This is a genomic window from Microbacterium aoyamense (assembly GCF_023155855.1).
Classification (GTDB): domain Bacteria; phylum Actinomycetota; class Actinomycetes; order Actinomycetales; family Microbacteriaceae; genus Microbacterium; species Microbacterium aoyamense.
In genome coordinates this window covers 1,174,073-1,199,763 of sequence record NZ_JAKNUT010000001.1, presented here as the reverse complement: position 1 = coordinate 1,199,763, position 25,691 = coordinate 1,174,073, and the positions used below count along the sequence as shown (strand labels likewise).

Below are 25,691 nucleotides of genomic sequence, written 5' to 3'. Positions count from 1 at the left end.
GTATCGCGACGATCAGCGCCAGGTGCTCGGTGCGGGCTTCTTGGTCGACGGCAGGGCGGATGCCTCGGCCCATTCGTGCACCCAGGGCTCGAGCTCGGGAAGGTCATCGGGGCGATGCAGCGCCTCGAAGAGCTCCTCGAGCGGCACGATCCCTCCGCTCCGGCGGAGGAAGCGGGCCCGCACGATCATCTCGGCGTAGATCTCGCCGTCGACGACGGCCCGATGGATGAGGTACGACGACTTCTCGTCGTGACCCATGAGCCGAGACTCGACGGTGAAGGACTGCCACAACTCCAGCGACTTGCGGAACGTGATCGTCTCGCTCGCGACGACGGCGTACCACTTGCGCTCGGCGAGGAGGTCCCACAGGCCCGTGCGGATCAGCAGATCGAACCGGCCGAGATCGAAGAGCGAGCCGTACCGGCCGTTGTTCATGTGGCCGAGCAGGTCGATGTCGGTGGGGAGCGTCCGCACCGTGACACGGCCGATCGCGGTCGGGTCGAGGGGGCCGTTGCGGCGCAGCTGCGCCTTCGCGCGCCAGATCGTCAGGAGGGTGCGCCAGATCACGTTCACGAGGTGCGATGGTAGCCACACGCGGTCCTTTCAGCGAAAGGGATGTCGCATTCCTACAGACCGCGGCGATGATTTCTGTCCGCCGATTCGGCGAATCGGTTCGATTTCGCGTCGTCGCAGGGCGCGCGTAGAGTCTGGCCATGGTTGCCGAACTCCAGACCGACATCGTCGTCCGTCCGGTCCGTGACGTGGATGCCGAAGCACTCGGTCGCGTCCACGCGACGTGCTGGCACGAGACGTACGACCACCTGATCAGCAAGGCGGCCCTCGAGGCCGTCTCACCCAAGCGCCTGGCCGAGCTGTGGACGCACTGGGCAGCACAGGGCCCCGACTTCAAGATGTTCGCCGCCCTCTCAGACGGCGAGATCGTCGGCTTCGCCGGCTCGGGTCCCGCTCGCGACAAGGATGCCCCGCGTTTCCGCGAGCTGTACTTCATCTACCTCCTCGACGCGTTCCACGGCACGGGCATCGGCCAGCGCCTCTTCGACGCCGTCGTTCCCGACGACGAGGAGTCGTACCTCTGGGTCGCCGACGACAACCCCCGCGCGCACCGCTTCTACGTGCGCAACGGCTTCACCCTCGACGGAGCGACGCACACCGAGCCCTTCCTCGGCGAGACGCTCACCGAGGTACGGTTCGTCCGCTGAATGCTCTCCGTCTGGGCCCTCGAGGGCATTCCTGAGATCGTCCCGGGCGACGACCTCGTCGCACTGATCGCGTCCGCTGCACGTGGCGAGCTTCAGGGCGGTGACATCGTCGTGGTGACGTCCAAGATCGTCTCGAAGGCCGAGGGTCGGATCGTCGCCGCCGATGATCGCGAGGACGCCATCACGGCCGAGACCGTGCGCGTCGTCGCGACGCGCGAGACGCCGAACGGCGGTCGCACGCGCATCGTGCAGAACCGGCTCGGGATGGTGTCCGCCGCCGCGGGGGTCGATGCATCCAACACTCCCGAAGGCACGGTGCTGCTCCTGCCGGTGGATCCGGATGCCTCGGCCCGCGCCATCGCGTCGGGTCTGCGCACGCTGCTCGGCGCCGAGATCGGGGTGATCGTCACCGACACCCTCGGCCGCGCGTGGCGCGAGGGCCAGACCGACTCCGCGATCGGGGCGGCCGGAGTCCACGTCTTCGAAGATCTGCGCGGACAGACCGATGCCGAGGGCCGCCCCCTCGTGGTAACGATGCCGTGTGTCGCCGACGAGATCGCCTCGGCCGCCGATCTCGTCAAGGGCAAGGCATCCCAGCGCCCCGTCGCCGTCGTGCGCGGCCGCGCCGATCTGGTCGGCCCGCTCGATCTGCCGGGCGCCCGGTCGATCGTGCGTCCTCTCGAGCGCGACATGTTCCGTCTCGGCGCCGACGAGGCGTACGCCGAGGGCTTCGCCGCAGGCCGCGCATCCGCCTAACCGCTCCTCCTACGCGGTGCGGCGCCTGCCACCAGTCCCCGTCACCAGAATCGATCAACCGCGCGAAGGTCGGAGTTCCCAGCTCACTGGGGTCCGAAGTTCGCGCGGTTGACCGATTTTCGTGCGGGAGGCGGGGGCCCGCGAGCCGCCGCTCAGCCGGCGCGGAGCGTCGCCGAGCCCGCGGACAGCTGCACGCGGATCGTGCTGCGCGCGTCCGAGGTCGAGTCGATCCGGTTGTCGAAGTCTCCGGCCGAGACCTCGGACTGCACGTTGTACTCGCCCTCGGGCACGGTCAGGTCGAGGCTGCCGGCGCTCACCTCGGCGTCGATCGACCGAGGCTGACTGCCGGTGAAGACGGCATCCATCGATCCCGCACTCAACCCGATCGACACCTCGATCGCGTTCTCGAGGTCGAGGTCGACGCTGCCCGCGCTGACCTGCGCATCGAGGTCGCGCGCTATGCCCTGGATGTCGGCGCTCCCCGCACCGATCTCGAGGTTCACCTCGTCGAAGGCGGCGTCCACGCGGAGGTCTCCGGCCGACAGGCCCAGGTCGGCATCGATGCCCTTGAGCGTGCTCGGCAGTCGCAGCACGGCATCGCCCGTGCCGCCCCAGAGCCATCCGCCGTTGAAGAACCCCTGGGGTGAGGCGACGTTGAGCTCGTCTCCCTCGCGCTCGAGCGTCCACCGGGCGAGACCCCACGAGCTCGTGACCTCGAGCTCGGCCTCGCGGGTGTCGGTGAACTCGATCCGCAGCGACCCGGCTGACACGTCGACGTCGAGGTCGCTGACGCCGTCGACGGCGAGCGCGGTCGACGTCGTGCGTGCCGAGGCCGCCGCGACCGTCGCGAACACTGCCGATGCGACAGCACCGAGGATGATGACCGCGCCGATCACGATCAGCACGATGGCGATGATGCGTCCGCTGCTGGACGGCGACGACGCCGGCGGCGGGCCGGGCGAGACGGGCGGCGGGGTGAGCGTGGTGGTCATCGGTTCGTTCCTGCCTGGGGGCCGCTGCCCCCGTGTTCGAGGTGGGCGAGAGCAGCGAGCACCCGCCGGTTGCCCGACTCGTCGGGCTCGAGGCCGAGCTTCTGGAAGATGCTCGTGATGTGCTTCTCGACGCTGCCCTCTGTCACGTGGAGGGTCTGGGCGATGGACTGATTGGAGCGGCCCTCGGCGACGAGCGCGAGCACCGCGGACTCCCGGTCGGTCAGCCGCAGCATCCGGTCGTCCCGCGTGCGGCGGTTCAGCAGCTGCGCGACGACCTCAGGATCGAGCACGGTCGCCCCGGCGCCGATGCGGTCGACCGTCTCGAGGAACTCGGCGACGTCCGCGACGCGGTCCTTGAGCAGGTAGCCGAGTGCTCCGCCGCTGCCCGTCACGAGCTCTGCGGCGTAGCGTTCCTCGACGTACTGCGACAGCACGAGCACCGCGAGCTGCGGCAGCCGTGCGCGCAGTGCGAGCGCGGCGCGGATGCCCTCGTCGGTCCAGGTCGGCGGGAGGCGGACGTCGAGGATGCACAGTTCGGGAGCGGACTCGTCGACCGTCTCGTCGAGGTTCGCGGCATCCGGAACCGCGGCGACGACGTCGTGACCCGCGTCCTCCAGCACCCGGACGAGTCCTTCGCGCAACAGCGCGGAATCCTCGCAGATCAGAATGCGCACGGCAGGCTCACCTCCACCGACGTCGGTCCGCCCACGGGGCTGTCGAGGCGCGCTTCTCCGCCCGCCGCGATGATGCGGTTCACGATGCCGTCGAGGCCGCCTCCGGCGATGATCCGCGCACCACCGACGCCGTCATCCTCGACGCGGGCCCACAGGATCCCACCGTCACGCCGCCGCACGACGACCCGCACTTCCGAGGCGTGTGCATGCTTCGCCGCGTTCGTGAGCGCCTCGGCGATCGCGAAGTACGCGGCGGCCTCGGCATCCCGACTGCATCGCCCCTCTATGCGCACGTCGAGGTGCACCGGCACGACCGAGCGGCCCGCGAGCGCCGAGAGGGCGGCGTCGAGTCCGCGGTCGTCGAGGACGGAGGTGTGGATGCCGCGGGCCAACTGCCGCAACTCCGTGATCGCCGCCTTCGTCGAGGTGTGCGCCTCGGCGATCAGGGCCTTCGCCGCCTCGGGGTCGCTCTCGAGCTTCTGCTGCGCGAGGCCAAGCGTCATTCCGACCGACACGAGTCGCGGCTGGACGCCATCATGCAGGTCGCGCTCGATGCGCGTGCGCTCGACGTCCGCTGCGCGAACCGCACCGGCGCGCTGCGCACTCGATGTGCGCGCGGCTTCGGCGAGCTGCGCCTCGCGCGAGGGGACGAGGACGGCACGGGCGAGGATCCCGTGCAGGATGCCGCAGCCGACGATCGCGGCGAGCGCGAGGGCAGCGGCGATCAGGCCCACCGGCACCGCCCACAGGACGGGGACGTCAAGCCCCGTCCGGACGAGGGGGACGGCCTGCCCGTCGGCATAGAGCGGAGCGAAGGCGAGCACGACACCGGATGCCGCGATGCCGACCAGCGCGACGACGATCCAGCCGAGGATCGTCGCGATCGTGAAGCTCGCGACACCGCGCCAGCTCCCCGGGTCAGTGAGCTGCAGCCAGAGGGTGCGCAGGAAGCCCCCGAACCCGGGGCGACCGCTCGTGCGGAGTCGGCGGGCGGGAAGGCCGAAACCGTAGAGCCCGTCGATGCGCGCCGTCTCGAACCAGCTGACGCCGTAGAGCATGTAGACGAGCGCGAGCAGGAACACGATTCCGATGAGGAACACGAGGAGCAGACCCACACCGAGGCCGAGGAACGTGCCGAGGATCGTGAGCACGACCGGTCCGATGACGCCGAGCGCGGCGAGCTGGGCGATCGCGGCGGCGACTCTTCGCGGGGAGGTCACCGACACGGTCGGCGTGACAGTCTGGGAAGCCATACGCCCACGGTAGGCCGCACGTGCGCGCGAGCGCTCCCGAGGTGGCCGGAGACTTCGCTTCGGGTTATCCCCCGGTGTGATCCGCCAAGTACTCGAGCTGCGCCCGTGTGGATGCCTCGGCGGCGAACCGCACCTCTGGGGCGATGTCGGAGTACACCGCATCCACGACGGCCGTCACCGTCGTGGCGTCCGTCTTCGGCTCGAGATCGAGACCTCGGAGCACGGCGCGGATGGATGCGAGGCGCTCGCGACGGTGCGACGCGTAGACGCGGCAGACTTCGGCGAGATCATCGAGCATCGGCCCGTGCGCGGGGGCGACCGCGACCGGCCCGAACGCCGCGAGATGATCGAGCGAACGCAGATAGTCGGCGAGCGATCCGTCGGGCTGTGCGATGATCGTCGTCCCCCGGCCGAGGATCGTGTCGCCGGTGATCATCGAACCCGTCCGCTCCGTCTCGAGAGCGGTGTCGTCGGGCAGGAAGAGCGACACGGAATCCGCCGTGTGCCCCGGGGTCGCGACGATCTCGATCCGTGTGCCGCCGGCGACGATGAGCTCACCGTCTGCGAGTGGGGGGCCATCGATGCAGAGCGCCGGATCGGCCGCACGCACAGGCGCACCCGTCAAGGTCGAGAAGCGCGCCGCGGACTCCGTGTGGTCGATGTGATGGTGCGTCAGGAGAATCAGATCGACGGGGCCTAGCGCGAGGAGCGTCTCGATATGCGCGTCATCGGGCCCCGGGTCCACGACCACCGCCGTCTCGTTCCCCGGCGCACGGATCACGAGCGAGTTCGTGCCGTCGAGCGTCATCGGCCCCGGATTCGACGCGAGCACACGCGTGATGAGACGCGTCCACCCCTCCGCGTCCACCATGGTCAGCGCCCGCTGACGTTGCCGAACAACCGGGCGATGGGGGCGAGGGTCAGTGGGCGGGCGGCGATCCAGGCGGCGACGATCACGACGAGGGATGCCACGAAGAACCAGAACCCGGTCCAGTTGTCGGCGTAGGCGTTCGGGTCGACTGAGCCCTGTGCCGCGTACATGTGGTTGAGGTTGCGCAGGGCCCCCGTCGCGAAGACGAGGAAGACGTGGACGGCGATGAACGCGACGAAGTACAGCATCGTCGGGAAGTGCACGGCGCGCGCCCACTCGATCGGGTACGCCTTGCTGAGGCCCTTCGCGTTCTTGGGCCACATGCCCGACATCCGGAACCCGGTGATCGCTGCCACCGGTGCGGCGATGAAGATCGTGACGAAGTACGCGATCTGCTGGATCGAGTTGTAATTCGCCCAGCCGTTCTCGGTCGGCCAGTCCAGCGAGATGTACTGCAGCACAGCCGAGACCGCGTTGGGGAAGACCTCCCAAGAGGTCGGGATGACCCGCATCCACTGTCCCGAGACGAACAGCAGCACGACGAAGATGACACCGTTGACCAACCACAGGATGTCGAGGCTCTGGTGGAACCAGAGGTTGAGGCTGATCTTGCCCTTCGGGTTCTTCCGCGGCGTCCAGAACGCGGTCGGACGCTTCTCGGTGCGCACCTGCAGCCCGGAGCGGATGATCAGCACCATCAGGAACACATTGAAGAAGTGCTGCCAGCCCAGCCACGCCGGGAACCCGACGGGGGCGCCCTCGGGCAGGTGATACTCGCCCGGGTAGGCGGCGAGGAAGTCGACCCCCCACTGCGTGGACAGCAGCCATCGGACGATGAGCACTGCCATGCCCGCGGCGAACAGCAGTCCACCACCGCCGACGATCACCGCCCCGGCCCACTGCAGCTTCGTGAACGGCCCGTGCCGCTGCGGTTCGGGTGTCGTCAGCTTCACTCCCGCCCGCTGCTCCGCCTCGAACCGGCGAGCGGCCGCGCCCTGCCAGACGGTGCGGGTGAACGGGAGCGGTGTCGACACGTCGATGGATGCCGCGGGCACCGCGGCCACGGCGGACTCCTGCACCGCAGGCTCGGGTGCGACGCCGACCGTCTCCACGACGATGTCGTCTGCGACAACGGCAGCGGGCGCGAAGCCCGCAGGAGGCCAGGGGTCGCCGCCCGGCACGCGCGGCAGGCCGCGCCGCAGCGCGCTCCCCGACCCCGCGGTCGTCGCCGCAGCAGTTCTGACGGTGGTCGCGGGGGTTTCGCTTTTCGGGGCCGCGTCGACGGCCGGAACGACCGGCTCGTCCGCCGGAGTCTTGGCAACGGCGGGGGCGGCTACGGTCGCGACGGCGGCCGCGGCGGCCGATGCCGGGGGCCAGGGCTCGCCGCCGGGCACGCGGGGCAGGCCCCGACGGACGGCACGGCCTCCGGCGTCTGCGCGCGAGGCCGCGGCACCGGCTGCGGTGGCGGGCACGCTCGTCGAAACATCAGCTGGCGCCGCGGCGATGGACTCATCGACCCCGGCCGGCGCGACGGGCGGTTCCACGGTTTCGGCGACCGCAGGCGCTGTCGTCACAGCCCCCACGGCCTCGACCGGCGCGTCGCCGGCCGGGGGCCAGGGGTCGCCGCCGGGGCGGCGCGGAAGCCCACGACGCAGTGTCTGCCCGTACGACGCCATCGGGGATTACGCCTTCTTCGCCTCGAGCGCGGCGATCAGCTGCGGCACGACGGTGAACAGGTCGCCGACGACGCCGAAGTCGGCGATCTCGAAGATCGGGGCGTCCCCGTCCTTGTTGATCGCGACGATCGTCTTGGCCGTCTGCATGCCCGCCTTGTGCTGGATCGCACCCGAGATGCCGAGAGCGACATACAGCTGCGGCGACACCGAGACACCGGTCTGACCGACCTGGTACGTCTGCGGCACATACCCGGCGTCGACTGCGGCACGCGACGCGCCGACCGCCGCGCCGAGCGCGTCGGCGAGCTGGTCGACCAGGGCGAACTTCTCTTCCGACCCGAGACCGCGACCACCGGACACGACCTTCGCCGCACCACGCAGTTCGGGCCGCGTCGAGGACACGACGGCCTCTTCGATCGCGCCGACCGTCGCCGTCTTGCGGCCCGAAGCCTCCACGTCGAGTGCCTGGACCTCCGGTGACCCGACGGCGTCGGCCCGGGCATCCACCGCTCCCTGCCGCACTGTGATCACGGGGGCACCGAACGTCGCGGTCGACTGCACGTTGTACGCGCCGCCGTAGACCGAATGCTGCGCCACGACGCCCTCGTCGTCGCGAACTACGCCGACCGCGTCGACGGCGAGCGCAGAGCGCGCACGGGCCGCGAAGCGGGCCGCGGTCTCGCGCCCCTCGATCGAGTGCGACACGAGGATCGCGTCGGGCTGGACGAGCGCCGCTGCGGCAGCCAGAGCGTCCACACGGTCACCCGACGCGGTCAGGACGTGTGCGGCGCCCAAGGCACCGGCATCCGCTCCGTCACCGCCGACGACGAGCGCGACTGGAGTCCCAACTTGGGACGCAGCGCCCAGGAGCCCGGCCGACGACTTCGCGAGTTCGCCCGACGGGGTCTGGTCGAGCAGGACGAGGATCGAATCCGCAGGAAAAGCCATGCCACCCACTCCTTACGCGAGCCGGTTCTGGATGAGGAACTCCGCGAGCTTCTCGCCCGCGTCACCCTCGTCGACGATCTTGACCCCGGCCGTGCGCGGGGGCTTCTCGCTGAGCGCGATCATGATCGAGCGGGATGCCGCGGCATCCTCCGCATCGACGTCGAGGTCTGCCAGCGACAGCGTCTCGAACGGCTTCTTCTTCGCCGCCATGATGCCCTTGAAGTTCGGGAACCGGGCATCGGGCAGCGCCTCGGTGATCGAGATGATCGCCGGGAACTCGGCCGTCACCTCGGCCGTGCCCGCGTCCGTCGCCCGCACCCCCGACACCGACGACTCGCCGATCTCGACCGACGTCAGATTCAGCGCCGCCGGCACATCGAGCAGCTCCGCCAGCCACGCGGGGAGCACACCGCCCGAACCGTCGGTGGACTGATTGCCGGTGATGACGAGATCGAAACCCGTCTTTCGCAGCGCCGCGGCGAGCACCTCGGCCGTCAGCCCCAGATCAGCACCTAGCAGTGCCTCGTCGACGACCTGCACCGCCGACCCGGCGCCCATCGCGAGCCCCTTGCGCACCGTCGCGGCCGCCGACTCCGGCGCCATCGACAGCACCACGACCTCGGCATCCGCGTGAGCATCGGCGTACTTCAGCGCCACCTCGAGCGATCGCTCGCCGATCTCGTCCAGCACCGTCTCGGACGCCGCACGATCGGCGAGACCCGTCTCGAGACTCAGCTTGCGGTCCCCATACGTATCGGGGACTTCCTTCACCAGGACCACGATCTTCATACGCAGCGCTCCTTTGCCTCTTCGATTCTATTGTTCTGCAGGTGCAGGCCTGCGCGCGTTCGTTGCAGGGTGCGAACCAGTACCGTGGAAGTCGGTGAAAGGAGGACCATGGCACGTCGAGGAGCGCTGCCGGTCGATCCGATCGCCGAGGCCAAGCGCCAATGGCTGATGCACGGGTGGACGGATGCCGCGCCCGGCATGTCCGTCGTCACCTCGATCATCCGCGCGCAGCAGATCCTGCTCGCGCGCATCGATCGTGCCCTGAAGCCGTTCGGTCTCTCGTTCGCGCGGTACGAGATGCTCCGTTTGCTCGCATTCACGCGGGAGGGACGGATGCCGATGGCGAGCGCGATCGCGCGTCTGCAGGTGCATCCCACGAGCGTCACGAACACCGTCGACCGTCTCGTGCGCGACGGGTTCGTCACTCGCGAGCCGCACCCCGATGACGGGCGCGCGACCCTGCTGACCCTGACCGACGCGGGGCGCGACCTCGCCGAGCGCGCCACGGCCGCCCTCAACGACGAGGTCTTCACGCGTCCGGGTCTCTCGGGCGAGGACACCGACGAACTGGTGTCGATCATCGCGCGGCTGCGCAAGGACGCCGGCGACTTCGAAGACCCGAGGCCCATGCCCGACCCGCTCTAGCGGTTGGTGAAATCGGGCGTCCGCTTCTCGCGGAAGGCCGCCATGCCTTCCTTCTGGTCGTCGGTCGAGAAGAGTGCCGCGAACGCGTGCTTCTCGAACCGCAGCCCCTCGGCAAGGGGGGTCTCCATCGCGACGTCGAGCGCGGCCTTCGCGGCGTACACCGAGGGCAGCGACTTCGATGCGATCGCCTCGGCGACCTTTGCCGCCTCGTCGAGCAGGTCCGCGGCGGGCACGACGCGCGACACGAGCCCCGAGCGCTCGGCTTCGGAGGCATCCATCATCCGGCCCGTCAGGATCAGCTCGGCCGCCTTGTAGTAGCCGACCGCGCGGAGCAGGCGCTGCGAGCCGCCCATCCCGGGGATGACCCCGAGGTTGATCTCGGGCTGCCCGAACTTGGCGGTATCAGCGGCGAGGATGATGTCGCACATCATCGCGAGCTCGCACCCGCCGCCCAGCGCGTAGCCCGAGACCGCGGCGATCACAGGAGTGCGCAGGTCGGCGAACCGCTGCCACTGCCCGAAGTGCTCGCCCATGATCATCTCGAGCCCCGACTTCGACTCCATCTCCTTGATGTCAGCGCCAGCGGCGAACGCGCGCTCCGATCCGGTGAGCACGATCGCGCCGATCGTGTCGTCGGCGTCGAAGGCGGTGGATGCCGCGACGATGTCGAGCATCACTTGCGTGTTCAGGGCATTGAGCGCCTCGGGGCGATTCAGCGTGATCCAGCCGACGCGGCCACGGGTCTCGACGATGATGGTCTCGTACGTCACGATGTCTCCTCAGGCGTCTTCGCGGATCGTGTTGATGATCCCCGAGAAATCCTGCCCTGCCCCGGCGCCGTCCGCGAACTCCTTGTAGATCTCGCGCGCCAGCATCCCCATTCGGGCATCGACACCTGTCGACGCGATCGCCTGCTCGGCGAGCCCGAGGTCCTTGTTCATGAGTGCCCCGGCGAAGCCCGGCTGGTAGTCGCGATTGGCGGGACTCGTCGGAACCGGACCCGGTACGGGGCAGTTCGTCGTGAGCGCCCAGCACTGACCCGACGCGTTCGAGGCGACGTCGAAGAGTGCCTGATGAGTGAGGCCGAGTCGCTCGCCGAGCACGAACGCCTCGGCGACCGCGATCTGCGACACGGCGAGGATCATGTTGTTGCACACCTTCGCGGCCTGGCCGAGTCCCGCACCGCCGCAATGCACGACACGGCGTCCCATCGCCTCGAGAATCGGCCGCGCCGACTCGAAATCGACGTCGGAGCCGCCCACCATGAAGGCGAGCGTCGCGTTCTCGGCGCCGACGACCCCACCCGACACGGGCGCATCCAGTGAGCGATGACCCGCGATCTCGGCGATGCGGTGCGCCTCCTGCGCCTCCTCGACCGAGATCGTCGAGCAGTCGATGAAGAGGGTGCCCGGCGGGGCGACGTCGACCAGTCCGTCGCCGCCGGCGCCGCGGTAGGCCGCGATCACCTGCGCGCCGGACTGGAACATCGTGATCACGACGTCTGCGCCGTCCACCGCGGCCTGCGCCGACAGGGTGACCGCGAGGCCGGCGTCGAGCGCCGTGTCGACCGCCGCGGGGAAGACGTCGAACCCGACGACGTCGTGGCCGGCCGCAGCGAGGTTCTTGGCCATCGGCAGGCCCATGTGGCCGAGGCCCAGGAATGCGATCCTCATCGCTTCGACCCCAGCAACTCGCGGCCGATGATGACGCGCATGATCTCGTTCGTCCCCTCGAGGATCTGGTGCACGCGCAGATCGCGGACGACCTTCTCGATGCCGTAGTCGTGCAGGTACCCGTACCCGCCGTGCAGCTGGAGCGCCTGGTTCGCGACCGAGAACCCCGCATCCGTCGCGAAGCGTTTCGCCATCGCGCACTGCAGAGAGGCGTCCTCGGCACCGGCGTCGACGGCGGCCGCGGCGTCCCGCACCAGGGCGCGCGCGGCGCGCAGCTCCGTCGCCATGTCGGCGAGCGTGAAGACGATGCTCTGCTTCTCGGCGAGCGGCTCGCCGAAGGTGAAGCGCTCGTGCACGTACGCCGTCGCCTTGTCGAGGGCCCACTGCGCGCCGCCGAGAGAGCACGCGGCGATGTTGATGCGCCCGCCGTTCAGCGCCGACATCGCGATCTTGAAGCCCTGCCCCTCGATACCGAGCATGCTCGAGGCCGGCACCCGCACTTCGTCGAGGATGACCTGGCGCGTCGGCTGCGCGTTCCAGCCCATCTTCTTCTCGTTCGCGCCGAAGGAGAGGCCCGGCGCGTCGGCGGGCACCAGGAAGGCCGAGATGCCGCGCGCGCCCGGCTCGCCCGTGCGGGCCATGACGATGTAGACGGATGCCTCGCCCGCTCCCGAGATGAACTGCTTGACGCCCGTGAGCACGTACTCGTCGCCCGATCGGATCGCGCTCGTCGTGATGGCCGCGGCATCCGATCCGGCACCCGGCTCGGTGAGGCAGTAGCTGCCGAGGTCGACCATGGCGGTGAGGCGCGGCAGCCACTGCGCGCGCTGCGCCTCGTCGCCGTAGGCGTCGATCATCCAGGCGACCATGTTGTGGATCGTGATGTACGCCGCGATGGCGGGATCGCCCGCAGCGAGCTCCTCGAAGATCGCGACGGCCTCGGCGCGGCCGAGCCCTGCTCCCCCGAGATCCTCCCGGACGTAGATGCCGCCGAGCCCCAACTCCCCCGCTCGCTGCACGGTCTCACGTGGGAAGTGCTTGCGCTCGTCCCAATCCAGCGCGTGGGGTGCGAGCTCGGTGCGGGCGAAGTCGCGCACGGCTTCGAGGATCGCCTCGCGCTCGTCGGCGGTGAGGGCGGAAGCGGGAAGGGTCATCGACATCGGTGTCTCCATGATCGACCGCGCGCGTCTTCGTGGGTCGCGCTCGGGGCGAGTGCGCCGTCGTCGGCGCTGGAGTCGAGTTTACATGGACGTCCTACTATCTGTACGGACCTCCGATCTTAGGAGCAAGAGAACGGGGCCCCCTCGTGAGGGACCCCGTTCCTGCGGATGAATGCCGCGTCAGCCCGCGAGGCGGAAGCTGAGACGCTGCGCGTTGCCGGCGACGTCGTAGACGACGAGGACGTTGGTACCCTCGACGGCGCCGAACTGACCGGGCTTCACGAAGTTGAGGTCGGACCACGTGTTGTCGGTCAGGTCCTTCTCGACACCGTTGAGCGTGAGGCGGGCGATCTTGCCGGCGTCGTAGAGCTTGAAGCTCACGAGCTCGTAGCCCCGTCGCGCCTCCTTCGTGTACGTCGCGCCGTCCTTGACGGTGATCGTCGGCTTCTTCGCGTCGACGGTCACGCTGTACGTGCCCGTCTTCGAGATGTTGCCGGCGACGTCCTGCGCGTTGTACTTGATCTGGTAGGTGCCGTCAGCGAGCTCGACGGTCGCCTTGTGGGTCGCGGTCGTCTTGCCCTTGGCATCCTTCTGCGTCGAGGTCACGAGCTTGCCGTCCTTGTAGACATTCGCGACGACGCGCTGCAGACCCTGGGCGTCGGTGGCGTCCACCTGGATCTTGAGCTTCTTGACGGCGGTCGCCGTCGGCGTCACGAGCACGGCCTCGGGGCGGGTCGTGTCGACGATCGAGAACGCGAACTCCTGAGGCTCCGACTGGTTGCGCGCGGCATCCTTCGCGGAGAACGTCAGCACGTAGTCGCCGACCGGCAGACCGCCCTTGACGACGCTCGACAGGTCGATCGTGTGCGTCGCGCGGGCTGCGCCGTCGACCTTGAGCTGCGTCTTCTTGACGACCTTGCCGTCGCGGGTGATCGTGCCGACGACGTTCGTGAGCGCGCGATCGTCGCTCGCGGCGACCGTGAGCGTCACGGCGTTCCCCTCGAAGACGCTCCCACCCGTGTCGCCGAGCGCGACCACGGGGCTCGTCGTGTCGGGCGTCAGGTCGGTGAGCGAGAAGAGCGTCGTCGTGCCCGACACCTCGTTGCCGACCGCGAGGAGCGGCAGGCCCGTCGGCGACGCGGCGCCCGAGATGAACTCGAGTCCCTCGGGTCCGAGGTCGCCGGCGTCGGGCGTCTCGGGGTCCGCGGCGAAGTCGCGGTTGTTGACGTACGTGACGAAGTCCGCACCCGCGGGATCGGTGATGTCGTAGACCATCACGCCACCCACGCGCTCGAGACCGATGAAGGCGTACGTGCGACCGCCGACGGCACCGATCGCGAGGTTCTCGGGCTCGGGACCCTTGTCGTCGCTGCGACCCTCGAAGTTGGCCTCCGAGTGGTTCGAGTTGAAGAACGCCGGATTCGCCGCGTAGGTGATGTTCTCGAACTGGTCGCCCGAGTCGAAGACCTGTGTGCCATCGGTCGTCCAGATCGAGAACGAGCGGCCGCCGTACGTGTAGAGCGCCTCGTACTGGCCCGTCTCCTCGTTGAAGCCGTCCTCGATGCTGACATTGAGGCGGCCGAGGTCGCCGTCACCGAGGAGTGCGGCGATCTGGGGGCTCACGGGGCCGAAGTCCTCGATGTCCTTCGCACGCGTGGCCTCGACGTAGTCGCCCCACTCGCGGACGTCGCCCTCGTTCGCCGTGACGAGGAAGGTCTGATCGCCCGCCTGGTAGGCGACGATGCCGTCGGGGTTGTAGATGCCGAAGAGGTTCTCGAACGTGCGCACGCTGAACGTCGACGCGCCCTGCGGGTCGCGGTCGCTCGGGTCGATGCCGTTGCCCGCGACGCTGAGGTCCTTGAAGCCGAGCGGCCAGATGTCGGTGACGGTCGCCGACGCGAGGTCGATGACCGCGACCGCGTTGGCCTCCTGCAGCGCGGCGTAGGCCGTGCCGCCGTCGACCGCGACGTACTCGGGCTCGAGGTTGCGCGAGACCGGCAGGTCGTCGCCGTGGGGCGTCGGGCCGAAGACGCGGACGGCCGGATCCAGGGTCTTCGATCCGCCGACCTCGAACTCGTGGAAGTCCGCCGTGCGCACGTCGCTCTGCGCCGGCGCGGCCTTCGTCGCGGGAAGCGTCACGACGCTGACCGAGCCCTCGGGGTCGACCGTGAACTCGTCGTTCGGCTCGCCCTCGTTCGCCGAGATGGCGTAGGCGCCGTCCTTCGAGAATTCGACGTTGTCGGGCAGCGCGCCGACGACGACCGAACCGAGCACCGTCGCTTCGGGTGCGTCGGCGTCGAAGAAGAGCAGCGTGCCGGGCTCGGTCTTCGTGGTGCTCTCGAAGGCGACGACGCCGAGGCCGTCCGCGCGGACGTTGATCGAGTTCGCGACACCGGTGCCGGCGATCGAGAAGAGCTTCGTCGGAGCAGCGGGGTTCGAGGCATCCAGCACGTCCACGACGCCCGCCTGGGCGTTGACGACATAGAGCCGCGTACCGTGGAAGGCGACGATCTCGGCAGCCGACTCGTCGAAGACGCCGGTCTCGTAGGTGCCGATCGGCGCGAGTGCGAGCGTCGCGTCGTCGGCGGAGTAGGTGATCGGGGCGTCGACGATGCGCGCGCTCGCGGGGGCGGCGAGCACGAGCGACGCGGTGACGGATGCCGCGGCCACGGCTGCGACGGTGGCACAGGGACGGCGCGAGAAGGCAGAGTTCATTCTCATCCTCAGTTCGGGTGGGAGGGGGACCCTCTCTGAGTACCGACCCGAGGTGTCCGCCGCGTGAACGGCGAGTGAGCAGTCCGGTCAGTCGCCCCACTGCATGAAGGCGCGCAGCTCGATCTGACCGTTGCGGGCCATGGGGTGCTTCGCCGCGATCTCGATCGCCTCGTCGAGGTCCGCGACCTCGAGGATGTCGAACCCGAGGATGACCTCACTCGTCTCGACGAACGGGCCGCGCGTCGTGAGCACCTTGCCGCCGCGCACGCGGACGACTGTCGACTCCTTCGGCGGCATGAGCACCTCGCCGATGATCCGCTTGCCCGAGGCGTCCAGAGGGTCGACCCACAGGTCGACGTCGGACTCATCCGAGACGGCGTCCGGCTCGAGCGACGAGACGACGAACATCATGTACTTCATGGTGTGATCCTTCCGTGAGGGGCTCCAGGTGGGAACCCCTTCACGGAAGGCGTCGTACGGCCCTCGCCGATGTCGACACTCAGAACACGATCACCGGGAGAGCGATCGGGAACCGAGAGTCCTCGTAGTCGCCCGAGCCCGTGAAGGTCGTGCGGATGAGGTGGATGCCGCGCGACAGCTTCGGCAGCGCTATGTCGATCCTCCCCTTCGCCGCGGCCGTCAGGGTCGCGGTGGCGACGACCTTGCCGTTGTCGGTCACCGTGACGGTGCCGGTCGGCGCGGAGCCGTCGGAGGAGCTCACCGCGCCCTGCACCTTGACCGTCTGTCCGAACGACGCGAACAGCCGGTTCGGCGCCGCCAGCACGCTGGTCGAGATCGACTCGTGGTCCACCAGCACGGCCACCGTGCGCGCGGGCACGGTGACGGTGCCGGATGCGGCATCCCACGTCGTCGTCTTCACGACCGCGTCCGCACCGTTCGCCTGCGCCTTCGTCAGGGCGAAGCCGCGGCCCGCCAGGTCGCCGATCGTCTGCGTCACCGGCTCGGGCGAGGCGTTGAAGACGACGAGCGCACCGTCGAGTGCGGGATCGACGTCGTCGCCCACGAGGTCGTCAACGAGCATCGCGATGACGCCGGGCGCGGCATCCGCCCCGCCTCCCGGGAAGGTGACCTTCTGCTCGATCAGCTCGGCGGACCCGAGCCGCAGCAGATCGACGTCGTTCCGCACGCGGAGCAGATCGAGGGCGGATGCCTCGGCCGCCGCGATGTCGGCTGCTCCAGGCTTGAGCGCGGGGTTCTCCAGGAGCGGCGCCATGATCGGCCACTTCTCCTGGTTGTCGGCCGCGCGCGGCAGGCCCGATCCGAAGGTCGATGACTGTCCGGTCCAGTCGACGCGGTTGAACCAGTCGCCCGAGTTGTAGCTGTTGCGATCGAGCGACTTGGAGCGCAGGAGCTCGGTGCCCGCGTGCCAGAACGACGGGGTCTGGGCGAGCGTCGCGGTCGCGAGCGACAGGGTGTTCATGCGCACCCGATCGGCCATCGACGTATCCGTCGGGAGTTTGAGCACCGAGAGGTCGTACAGGGTCTCGTTGTCGTGCGCGTCGACGTACGTGATGATCTCGTCCGGCTGATCGGCGTAGCCCGCGGGCTGGCCGTTGTAGAGCAGCTCGTCACCGCGTTTGACGGTACCGTCGGCGGCGGTGAGCTCGAATGCGCGGAGGTTGCCGGCGAGACCGAGTTTGACGAGGTCCGTCTGAGTCGCGAGGTCGGCGAGCGCCTGCTCGGTCGAACCGTTGATCGGGTCGCCGTTGGGGTCGGTGCCGAGGCCGGTGCCGTAGCCCTGGCGGAAGGTCGAACCCGCGTCGACGGGGCTGCCGCCGTGCACGGCGTCGCGCAGGCGGTCGCTGAACGTGCCGATGCCGGTGCCACCCAGCTGCCCCTGCGTCGCCTGCTCGAAGAGGGCGTTGTCCGCGACCTCGCCGAAGTTCCAGCCCTCGCCGTAGAGGTAGATCTCCGAGCCGTCGACGCCGTCGTTCTGCACCGTCAGCTCGTCGAGGGCAGCCCGGATCGCGAGCATGTTCTCCTTCGAGTGGTGCCCCATGAGATCGAAGCGGAACCCGTCGACCTTGTAGTCGCGCGCCCATGTGACGACGGAGTCGACCATGAGCTTCTGCGCCGCCGCGTGCTCGGTCGCGACGTTCTGGCAGCACGTCGAGGTCTCGACATTGCCGGCCGCGTTGAGCCGCTGGTAGTAGCCCGGGACGATCCGGTCGAGCACCGACTTCTCGCCCTGGCCCGCCTGCGCCGTGTGGTTGAACACCTCGTCGAGCACGACCTGCAGGCCCATCTTGTGCAGAGCGCCGACCATCTCGCGGAACTCACCAACACGCGCGCCTCCCTCGGGATCGACGGCGTACGAGCCCTCGGGGACCGTGAAGTGGTACGGGTCGTAGCCCCAGTTGAAGCCGTCCGTGTCGGCGACGGCTTCGACGCAAGCCTGCTGCTCGGTCGATGCCGGTCCGAAGGATGCGAGGTCGCACGCGGGCACCGCCTGCTGTGACCGGTTCTCCTCGATCGTCGCGATGTCGAACGAGGGCAGCAGGTGCACCGTGTTGATGCCGGCTTCCGCGAGCTGCTTCAGCTGCTTCGCCCCCGCGCCGTTGCGCGTGAAGGCTCGATAGGTTCCCCGCTCCGCCTCGGGGATGGAGGAGTCGCCGATCGAGAAGTCGCGGATGTGCAGCTCGTAGATCGAGCGGTCGACGGGCCGGTCGATCACCGGCTGCTTCGTCTTGCGCCACTGCGCGGGCTGCCAGGCCCTGTCGTCGAGGTCGACGGCGACAGAGCGCGTCGAGTTCGTCGTGAGCGCGATCGAGTACGGGTCGGTCACGGCGTTCGTCTCGATCGCGCCTGTCGTCGGGGCGTAGACCGCGACCTCCCACAGATACTCGTCGCCCTTGAGCGCCTTCGTGCCCGCCACGGACCAGGTTCCGGATGCCGCGTCCCACGCCGCCTCGTGACGAACGGGATCGCCGTCTGCTCCGGTGTCCCATGTCAGCAGCGTCGCCGACTGCGCCGTCGGCGCCCACACGCGGAAGGTCGGCTTGTTGTCGTCGAAGACGGCGCCGAGCTGTTCGCCATCGAGTTCGGAGGCGTAGAGGTCGTCGAGGACGCCCGGGATCTGCACGCCCGTGTACGCCGTGAGGGTGTCGCCCTCACCGCGCTGCGCGACCATGAGCTGACCCTTGAGCAGGGCCGCAGCGTCTGCTCCCCCGACATGCAGCGCCGTGTAGTCGGCGAGCGCGGGGAAACGCTCCTTCTGCGCGTCGGTGAGCCCTCCGTCGACGATGGTCAGATCGACGGCGTCGCCGCCCGTGATCTCGCCGTCCGCCTGCGCGAGGTCGGCCGTCGCGGACGAGTAGAGCTGCCAGCTCGCGCCCGCGGCCGGCGCACCGAGATCCGACGGCCAGGCGATCGTCTCGGCGTCGATCCAGTGGGCGCGCAACTCGCCGATTCCCGCGAGCGGGGGGTCGGTCGAGGCGACCGTGAGCACGTGGGTCTCGAGGTTGTACCGGAACGTCGTGACCTTGCCCGCGCTCGCGCTGAACGTGATGTTGCCACCGCCCGGCGCTCCCCCGACACCGTAGTTCTCGTCCCACGAGCGGTTGTGCGCGACCTTCACTTCGTACGAGCCGGTCGGCAGGTCGTCGGTCGTGAACTGGAAGACGCCGTCGGCGTTGCGATCGAACATCATGGTCGCCAGGCAGTCCGGCTGCCAGTCACCCGGGCACCCGAGTTCGCTCTGCAGTGATCCCGGGAGCGTGATGACGGGACCGTCGAGCGTCGTGCGGATGTTCTTCGTCCGGGCGTCGAAGAAGAACTTGATCGGACCGCCCGCATGCGAGAACGCGATGTCCGGGCCGTTCCCGACACCTCCGCCACCGTAGTTCTCGGTCCACGCCTTGTTGATCGCGATCTTGAAGGCGTAGTCGCCCAGGGGCAGATCGGCGAGGGCGAGGCTCCAGACATCGCCGGCACGGTGGGTCATCTGGATCGCTTCGCACGCGGGGTCCCAATCACCGCCGCAGCCGGCCTCGCTGTTGAAGCTGCCCGGCACGCTCACGCTCTCGTAGGGCGGGTTCGGGCCTTCCTGCGGCTCGGGCTCGCCCGGTTCCTCCGGCTCGGTCGGCTCCTCGCCGAGGTTCACCCGGTTGCCGACCGAGGCGTAGGCGCTCGCCGCAGCGCGGTGGCCCGCGGCATCCGTCGACACCGCACGGTACTCCACGAGCGTGCCGGTCGCGAGCCCCGCGGTGTCGTGGAAGACGCGCGGCGACGTGTCCTCGGCCGTGCCGAGCGGCGTCCACTCGTCGTCGCCGACGACGCGGTAGGCGAAGCTCGTCTCCTGCCACGTCGAGTCGTCGACGTCGGCTGCGACCGGGGTGAGGCCGGTGACCCCCGCACCTGCGGTCGGCACCTCGATCGCGATGTCGCCTGCGGCGGACCGTGCCGTCACGGTCTTGTCCGCCGTGAAGACCAGTGCCGAGAGAGCGGGGACTGTGACGGATGCCGTACCCTCCCCGTCCGTCGTGAAGGCCGAACCGCCGCCGTAGAGCGACGTGAACGAAGCATCCGTCGTCAGCGTCGGAATCGTGACCGTCTTGTCAGCCGTCGTGTTGTTCGTCGCAACGAGGTACTCGATCCTGTCGTCGCGGTCGACGCGACTGAAGGCGTAGACGCCCGCACCGTCGTCGGCGTAGCGCTCGATCTGCGCGCCGGTCGCGAGGGCCGGGTGCGCGGCACGCAGCGCGCCGAGTTCGGCGATGCGCTGGTAGAGCGGCGAGGCCGTGTCGTAGCGGTCCTGACTGCCGAGCTGCTCGCCCGTGACGAGCGGCTGGTTCGCGTACGCGTCGGTCTGCGTCGCGAAGAGGCTCTGTCGCGCGTCCTTATCGCCGCCCGCTCCCGCGAAACCCTGCTCGTCGCCGTAGTAGACGACGGGCTGGCCACGCGTGAGGTACATGAGCTCGTGCGCGAGCTCATCGCGCTGCAGCGCGTCGGCCCCGGCCACGAAATACCCGACGCGACCCATGTCGTGGTTGCCGAGGAACGTCGGCAGCGCCGTCGCCGACGAATCGGGCGTCGTGTACATGTCATCGCCCGCGAACAGCGTCTGGAGCTGCTCGGCCGACCCGCCCTTCGCGTACGCCGTCGCGTTGGACTGGAACGTGAAGTCGAGAACCGAGTTCATGTCGGTGTCACGCACGTACGGCGAGAGCTTCGCGGGGTCGGCGTCGTACACCTCGCCGAACATGAAGAAGTCGGGCTTGCCGTTCGCGTGGGCGTAGTCGAGCACCTGCGTCGACCATTCCTCCCAGAACTCGAAGTTCACATGCTTGGCGGTGTCGATGCGGAAGCCGTCGATGCCGAGGTCGATCCAGTCCTGGTAGACGTCGACGAATCCGTCGACGACCGTCGGATGCTCGGTCATGAGGTCGTCGAGACCCACGAAGTCGCCGAACGTCACCGACTCCCCCGCCCACGTCGAGTCGCCGCGGTTGTGGTACAGCGTGGGGTCGTTCAGCCATGCGGGCACCTTGACGTTCTCGTCCCCCGCGGCGATGACCGGTGTGTACGGGAACGAGGTGGCGGGGTCGAGCTCGGGGAACGTTCCGGTGCCGGCGTAGTCGCCCGGGGCGAAGGGGTTGCCGTCCGCGTCGGTGTACTCGCGCGTCGCCTGATCGATGTACGAGAACTGGTTCTCGGCGTACGAGATCACGTCGGCGGTGTGGTTCGTGATGATGTCGAAGTAGACCTTGATGCCGCGGTCGTGCGCGTCGGCGATCAGGTCCTCGAGCTCCTCGTTCGTGCCGAGATGCGGGTCGATCTGGGTGAAGTCGGTGATCCAGTACCCGTGATAGCCGGCGCTCGCGTCGGCGCCCGAGCCCTGCACCGGACGGTTCTCGAAGCTCGGGGTGAGCCAGATGGCCGTCGTGCCGAGGCCCTCGATGTAGTCGAGCTTCGAATGCAAGCCGGCGAGATCACCGCCCTGATAGAAGCCCTTGTCGGTCGGGTCGAAGCCCGTGGCGAGGCGATCGCCCGTCAGCCCACCCTCGTCGTTCGAGGCATCGCCGTTCGCGAACCGGTCGGTCATGACGAAGTAGAACTGCTCGTCCGACCCCGCCTGGCGGACGGGGGCGGTCGCGAGGGAGTCGTCCGCTGCCGTGTAGTCGCCGGCGAGGCTCACGACCTCCACCCCGACGCGGTGGCTGGTGTCGTCGAAGAGGAACCGGAGAGTGGATGCCCCGGCGATCGTGAGCGGGATGTTGTCGCTTCCTCCGTCGAGACCGTACGACTCGTCCCAGGAGTCGCCCACGGCGACCTTGTACAGGTACTCGCCGGCGGGCACCTCGAACTCCGCGGCGTAGACGTTCTCGACATCCGTGGGCAGCAGATCGGTGGCCGCGCACTGGGGCTGCCAGTCGTCGGAGCACCCGAGCTCGGACTGCAGGTCACCCACCAGGGCGAACGTGCGATCGGCGGCGGTCGCGGCCGGTGCGATCGCGACGAGACCCCCGGTCAGGATCAGCGCCGCCGCAGCGGCTGCGGCGATCGATCTGCGGACACGGACGGAGGTCGTCTTCGACACGTTCTGCTCCCGGGGGAATGGCACGGCGACGTGCCGGGTGGTGCTTCGTGTGCCCGAAGCTACCGGTGCCGGTGCGAGTTATGCAAGCGCTTACATGATGAGAAGGCTCTCATTTCATGGATGGCCGCACCGCAGCATCCATTCGCCCGCAAGCGTTTGCACGATTCGCCGTCGGCTAACGTGTCACCGTGCCCCTCGCTCTCATCACCGGCGCCGCGCGCGCGAACAGCATCGCCGCGGCGATCGTCCCCCGCCTCCGCGCGGACGGGTGGACCGTCGTCACGTCCGACCTCGCCGACGCCGACATTCCGGCCGACCTCTCGACGAGCGAGGGTCCCGGCCGACTCGTCGACGACGTCGTCCGCAAGCACGGGCCGATCTCGGCCCTCGTGCTGTGCCACGCCCACGACGTCGAGTCCGGCATCCTCGACACGACCGCCGAGAGCTTCGACCTCCACGTCGCCGTCAACGCCCGCGCGACGCTGTTGCTCATTGCGGCCTTCGCCCGCCAGGTGCCTTCGGCGGGGGGAGCGATCGTCGCCCTCACGAGCGATCACACGACGGGCAATCTGCCCTACGGCGCGTCGAAGGGGGCGCTCGACCGGATCGTGATCTCGGCCGCCCGCGAGCTGGGGCCGCTCGGCGTCTCGGCGAACGCCGTCAACCCCGGTCCTATCGACACGGGATGGATGGATGACGCGACCCGCACGACGCTGTCGGGCATGCAGCCGCTCGGGCGCCTCGGCGAGCCTCGCGACATCGCCGGGATCGTGTCGTTCCTCGTGTCGGAAGCGGGCCGCTGGGTGTCGGGTCAGCTACTCCACACCGATGGCGGGTTCTCCGCGCGCTTCTGATCTCGGATCAGAGCCGCTCGACGATCGTGGCGTTGGCCATGCCACCGCCCTCGCACATCGTCTGCAGGCCATAACGACCGCCGGTCGCCTCGAGATACGCGACCAGGGTGCCCAGCAGCCGGGTACCCGATGCACCGACGGCGTGTCCGAGGGCGATCGCACCGCCCCACGGGTTGAGCTTCTCGGCATCGCCGCCGAGTTCCGCCATCCATGCGAGCGGAACCGAAGCGAACGCTTCGTTCACCTCGTACGCGTCGAGATCGTCGATCGAGAGGCGACTCCGCTCGAGGATGCGACGCGTCGCCGGGATCGGACCGGTCAGCATGTACAGCGGGTCATCGCCGACGACGGCGAAAGAGTGGAAGCGCGCGCGTGGCGTCAGACCCAGCTCCGCCGCACGATCGGCGCTCATGATGAGCGCGGCGGATGCGGCATCCGTCAGCGGTGAGGAATTGCCGGGCGTGATCTTCCAGTCGATCTCGGGGAAACGCGCGGCGAGCTCGTCGGTGCGGAACGACGGTCCGAGACCGGCGAGCCCTTCGACAGTCGTCGACTCACGGATGGTCTGATCCGCCTCGACGGCGCCGTCGTCTGTCTGGACGGCGAGGAGCTGCGAGTCGAAGTCGCCTCTGGATGCCGCGGCCGCAGCCCGCCGGTGGGACTCGGCCGAGAAGTCGTCGAGATCGTCGCGTGAGAACCCCCACTTCGCGGCGATGAGCTCGGCCGAAACACCCTGGTTCACAAGACCGTCCGGATACCGCGCGGCGACGCCCCGCGACACCGATCCGCCGTGCGCGGACGAGCCGAGCGGGACGCGGCTCATCGACTCCACCCCGGCTGCGATCACGATGTCGTACGCGCCCGCCATCACGCCCTGCGCCGCGAAGTGCGCGGCCTGCTGGCTCGAACCGCACTGACGGTCGATCGTCGTCGCGGGAACCGACTCATCCCATCCCGCGGCCAGCACCGCCTGGCGGCCGATGTTGAGCGACTGGTCCGCCACCTGACTGACGCAGCCCATGAGGACGTCGTCGATCTGGCGCGATTCGAGGCCGTTGCGTTCGAGCAGCGCGTTCAGCGCTCCGGCCGCGAGATCGACGGGATGGACGCTCGAGAGCGCTCCCCCGGGCTTGCCCCTGCCCGCCGGAGTGCGCACAACGTCGACGATGACGGCATCCTTCATGACTTTCTTCTTCCTTCCGGCGCCGCGTAGCCCGAGCGCTGTTCGATCACCGCGAGCGTGCACCGCGAGATGCACACGAGCTTGCCCGCCTCGTCGACGATGCGGATCTCCCACACGTGCGCGCGGCGGCCGATCGCCGCAGGCGTCGCCGTCGCCGTCACCCAGCCCGACGACACGGGCCGGATGTGGTTGGCGTTGATCTCCTGGCCGACGACGTGGAGGATCGAGCGATCGACGGCAAGGTAGCCCGCCCATGACGCGAGCGTCTCGGCGAGCGCGACCGACGCGCCGCCGTGCAGGACTCCGGCCGGCTGGGTCGTGCGGTGGTCGACGGGCATGCGCGCGACGAGCGCGTCATCCCGGATCTCGACGATCTCGATGCCGAGCGTCTCGATGAGGCTCGCGCCCGCCATCGCGTTGAGATCGATTCCCGCCACATCGCCGAACCAGATCGTCACTCCGCGGCCTCCTCCGCACGCTCGGCCGCCTCGAGGATGGCCGCGTCGGGGACGTAACCCTCGATGTGCCTCTCGTCGGGGCCGTTGTACTCCGACAGCGGGCGGATGAGCGCATTCGAGGCGAGCTGCTCCATGATGTGCGCCGTCCAGCCGGTCACGCGCGCCGCGACGAACAGGGGCGTGAAGGTCAGAGTGTCGAACCCGATGAGGTTGTACGCCGGCCCCGAGGGATAGTCGAGGTTGGGGTAGATGCCCTTGCGTGCGACGAACTCCGACTCGAGCTCGTCGTAGAGCGCGAGGACGTCGGGCCGGTCGTAGTGATTGACGAGCGTGTCGAGTGCGGCCTTCATCGTGGGCACGCGTGAGTCGCCGCGCTTGTAGACGCGGTGACCGAAGCCCATGATCTTGCGCTTCTCGGCGAGCGCCTGGTCGAGCCAGGGGCCGACGTTCGACGCCTCGCCGATCTCGTCGAAGATGTGGAGCACGGCTTCGTTCGCGCCGCCGTGGAGCGGCCCCTTGAGCGCGCCGATCGCGCCCACGACGGCCGAGTAGAGGTCGCTCAGGGTCGACGCGATGACGCGACCCGTGAAGGTCGATGCGTTGAAGGAGTGCTCTGCGTACAGGATCATCGAGCGGTTGAACGCATCCACCACCACGTCGTCCGCCTCTTCGCCGAACGTCATCCAGAGGAAGTTCGCGGCGTAGTCGAGGTCGTTGCGCGGCGCGACGGGCTCCTGGCCGCGGCGGCGGCGCTGTCCGTAGGCGACGATCGCGGGAAGCGCGGCGAAGAGCCGGATGCTGCGCGCGAGGTTCTCGTCGGGGTTGCCGCTCGCATCCAGCACGGATCCCGATCCCGCGAGGTCCTTCGCCCCGATGAGCGAGACCGCCGTGCGGACCTCGTCCATCGGGTGGGCGTCGAGGGGGACGTGGTCGATCACTGCGCGCACGTCGGGGGCCAGCGCGCGGTACTCGCGCTCGACCGCGCGCAGCCGCGCGAGCTCGACGTCCGTCGGCAGCTCGCCCTTCCACAGGAGGTACGCGACGGCCTCGAACGGCTGCGTCGCGGCGAGCTCCTGAACGGGGTAGCCGCGGTACAGCAGCGAGTTCGTCTCGGGGTTGACCTTCGAGACGGCGGTGTAGTCGACGACGACTCCCGCGAGTCCCTTCTTGATGTCTGTCATTTCTCTCCTTCGAGGTTCTGCATGTCCCACTTTGCCCCGGTATTCGAGTTCGGATTCGAGGTCGAGTGGGACATGAAGCGGGGG

General features: G+C 69.1%; 21 protein-coding genes. 4 read left to right on the top strand and 17 right to left on the bottom strand.

All coding sequences use genetic code 11. From position 1 onward, the window contains the following. Positions 1-12: 12 nt before the first annotated feature. Complete coding sequence (locus MA876_RS06110; protein ID WP_248146951.1) at positions 13-573, bottom strand: acyl-CoA thioesterase; 561 nt, start codon at positions 571-573, stop codon at positions 13-15. A 140-nt stretch (positions 574-713) separates the two neighbouring features. On the opposite strand from MA876_RS06110, the gene MA876_RS06105 reads away from it, so the two are divergent. Both MA876_RS06105 and MA876_RS06100 read left to right on the top strand, forming a co-directional pair. Continuing rightward, on the top strand, positions 714-1,220 hold the full coding sequence (locus tag MA876_RS06105; RefSeq protein WP_248146949.1) for a GNAT family N-acetyltransferase: 507 nt from the start codon (positions 714-716) through the stop codon (positions 1,218-1,220). Then, positions 1,221-1,976, top strand: a complete 756-nt coding sequence (locus tag MA876_RS06100; RefSeq protein ID WP_248146947.1) for a coenzyme F420-0:L-glutamate ligase — start codon at positions 1,221-1,223, stop codon at positions 1,974-1,976. Between the two features lie 152 nt (positions 1,977-2,128). Here MA876_RS06100 and MA876_RS06095 read toward each other — a convergent pair whose 3' ends face one another. The 7 genes from MA876_RS06095 to MA876_RS06065 all read right to left on the bottom strand — a co-directional run bounded on the left by MA876_RS06095 (position 2,129) and on the right by MA876_RS06065 (position 9,179). Beyond that, a complete protein-coding gene (locus MA876_RS06095; RefSeq protein WP_248146945.1) occupies positions 2,129-2,968 on the bottom strand; it encodes a DUF4097 family beta strand repeat-containing protein in 840 nt (279 codons plus the stop codon). Beyond that, entirely contained in the window at positions 2,965-3,642 is a 678-nt protein-coding gene (locus MA876_RS06090; protein WP_248146943.1) for a response regulator, read from the bottom strand. Before MA876_RS06090 ends, MA876_RS06095 begins: the two co-directional genes overlap by 4 nt. After that, positions 3,630-4,895 carry a sensor histidine kinase gene (locus MA876_RS06085; RefSeq protein ID WP_248146941.1) on the bottom strand — a complete coding sequence of 422 codons (1,266 nt, stop codon included), beginning with the start codon at positions 4,893-4,895 and terminating at the stop codon, positions 3,630-3,632. Before MA876_RS06085 ends, MA876_RS06090 begins: the two co-directional genes overlap by 13 nt. Positions 4,896-4,959: 64 nt before the next feature. Next, a complete protein-coding gene (locus tag MA876_RS06080) occupies positions 4,960-5,766 on the bottom strand; it encodes an MBL fold metallo-hydrolase (protein WP_248146939.1) in 807 nt (268 codons plus the stop codon). 2 nt (positions 5,767-5,768) lie between these two features. Then, the gene (locus MA876_RS06075) at positions 5,769-7,442 is read right to left on the bottom strand and encodes a cytochrome b/b6 domain-containing protein (protein ID WP_248146938.1); all 1,674 of its coding nucleotides are present in this window, start codon (positions 7,440-7,442) and stop codon (positions 5,769-5,771) included. A 6-nt stretch (positions 7,443-7,448) separates the two neighbouring features. Next, positions 7,449-8,390, bottom strand: a complete 942-nt coding sequence (locus MA876_RS06070) for an electron transfer flavoprotein subunit alpha/FixB family protein (RefSeq protein WP_248146937.1) — start codon at positions 8,388-8,390, stop codon at positions 7,449-7,451. 12 nt (positions 8,391-8,402) lie between these two features. Continuing rightward, positions 8,403-9,179, bottom strand: a complete 777-nt coding sequence (locus tag MA876_RS06065; RefSeq protein WP_248146936.1) for an electron transfer flavoprotein subunit beta/FixA family protein — start codon at positions 9,177-9,179, stop codon at positions 8,403-8,405. Between the two features lie 108 nt (positions 9,180-9,287). Between MA876_RS06065 and MA876_RS06060 the strand changes: the two genes are divergently transcribed. Continuing rightward, positions 9,288-9,824: a MarR family winged helix-turn-helix transcriptional regulator gene (locus tag MA876_RS06060; protein ID WP_248146935.1), complete on the top strand. Its 537-nt coding sequence runs from the start codon at positions 9,288-9,290 to the stop codon at positions 9,822-9,824. Here the strand turns inward: MA876_RS06060 and MA876_RS06055 are convergent. From MA876_RS06055 to pulA, 6 genes are all read right to left on the bottom strand, one after another. Then, entirely contained in the window at positions 9,821-10,597 is a 777-nt protein-coding gene (locus MA876_RS06055; protein WP_308221645.1) for an enoyl-CoA hydratase, read from the bottom strand. The genes MA876_RS06060 and MA876_RS06055 overlap by 4 nt on opposite strands. Positions 10,598-10,603: 6 nt before the next feature. Next, positions 10,604-11,497: a 3-hydroxyisobutyrate dehydrogenase gene (gene mmsB / locus MA876_RS06050; protein ID WP_248146933.1), complete on the bottom strand. Its 894-nt coding sequence runs from the start codon at positions 11,495-11,497 to the stop codon at positions 10,604-10,606. Next, entirely contained in the window at positions 11,494-12,657 is a 1,164-nt protein-coding gene (locus tag MA876_RS06045; RefSeq protein WP_248146931.1) for an acyl-CoA dehydrogenase family protein, read from the bottom strand. The genes mmsB and MA876_RS06045 overlap by 4 nt, the downstream gene beginning before the upstream one ends. Before the next feature lie 180 nt (positions 12,658-12,837). Next, a complete protein-coding gene (locus MA876_RS06040) occupies positions 12,838-15,372 on the bottom strand; it encodes a choice-of-anchor I family protein (RefSeq protein ID WP_248146929.1) in 2,535 nt (844 codons plus the stop codon). Positions 15,373-15,459: 87 nt separating this feature from the next. Continuing rightward, a complete protein-coding gene (locus MA876_RS06035) occupies positions 15,460-15,792 on the bottom strand; it encodes a YciI family protein (RefSeq protein ID WP_248146927.1) in 333 nt (110 codons plus the stop codon). A gap of 79 nt (positions 15,793-15,871) precedes the next feature. Continuing rightward, positions 15,872-21,931, bottom strand: coding sequence for a pullulanase-type alpha-1,6-glucosidase (gene pulA / locus MA876_RS06030; RefSeq protein ID WP_248146925.1), 6,060 nt, complete (start codon positions 21,929-21,931; stop codon positions 15,872-15,874). Between the two features lie 188 nt (positions 21,932-22,119). Here pulA and MA876_RS06025 point away from each other — a divergent pair, with 188 nt between their 5' ends. Then, positions 22,120-22,785, top strand: coding sequence for an SDR family oxidoreductase (locus tag MA876_RS06025; protein WP_248146923.1), 666 nt, complete (start codon positions 22,120-22,122; stop codon positions 22,783-22,785). 7 nt (positions 22,786-22,792) lie between these two features. Here MA876_RS06025 and MA876_RS06020 read toward each other — a convergent pair whose 3' ends face one another. Genes MA876_RS06020 through MA876_RS06010 form a run of 3 tightly spaced genes read right to left on the bottom strand, consistent with a single transcriptional unit; the run spans position 22,793 to position 25,607 of the window. Continuing rightward, complete coding sequence (locus MA876_RS06020; RefSeq protein ID WP_248146921.1) at positions 22,793-23,968, bottom strand: thiolase family protein; 1,176 nt, start codon at positions 23,966-23,968, stop codon at positions 22,793-22,795. Beyond that, entirely contained in the window at positions 23,965-24,426 is a 462-nt protein-coding gene (locus tag MA876_RS06015) for a hotdog fold thioesterase (RefSeq protein WP_248146920.1), read from the bottom strand. The genes MA876_RS06020 and MA876_RS06015 overlap by 4 nt, the downstream gene beginning before the upstream one ends. After that, positions 24,423-25,607, bottom strand: a complete 1,185-nt coding sequence (locus MA876_RS06010; protein WP_248146918.1) for a bifunctional 2-methylcitrate synthase/citrate synthase — start codon at positions 25,605-25,607, stop codon at positions 24,423-24,425. Before MA876_RS06010 ends, MA876_RS06015 begins: the two co-directional genes overlap by 4 nt. Positions 25,608-25,691: the final 84 nt, after the last annotated feature.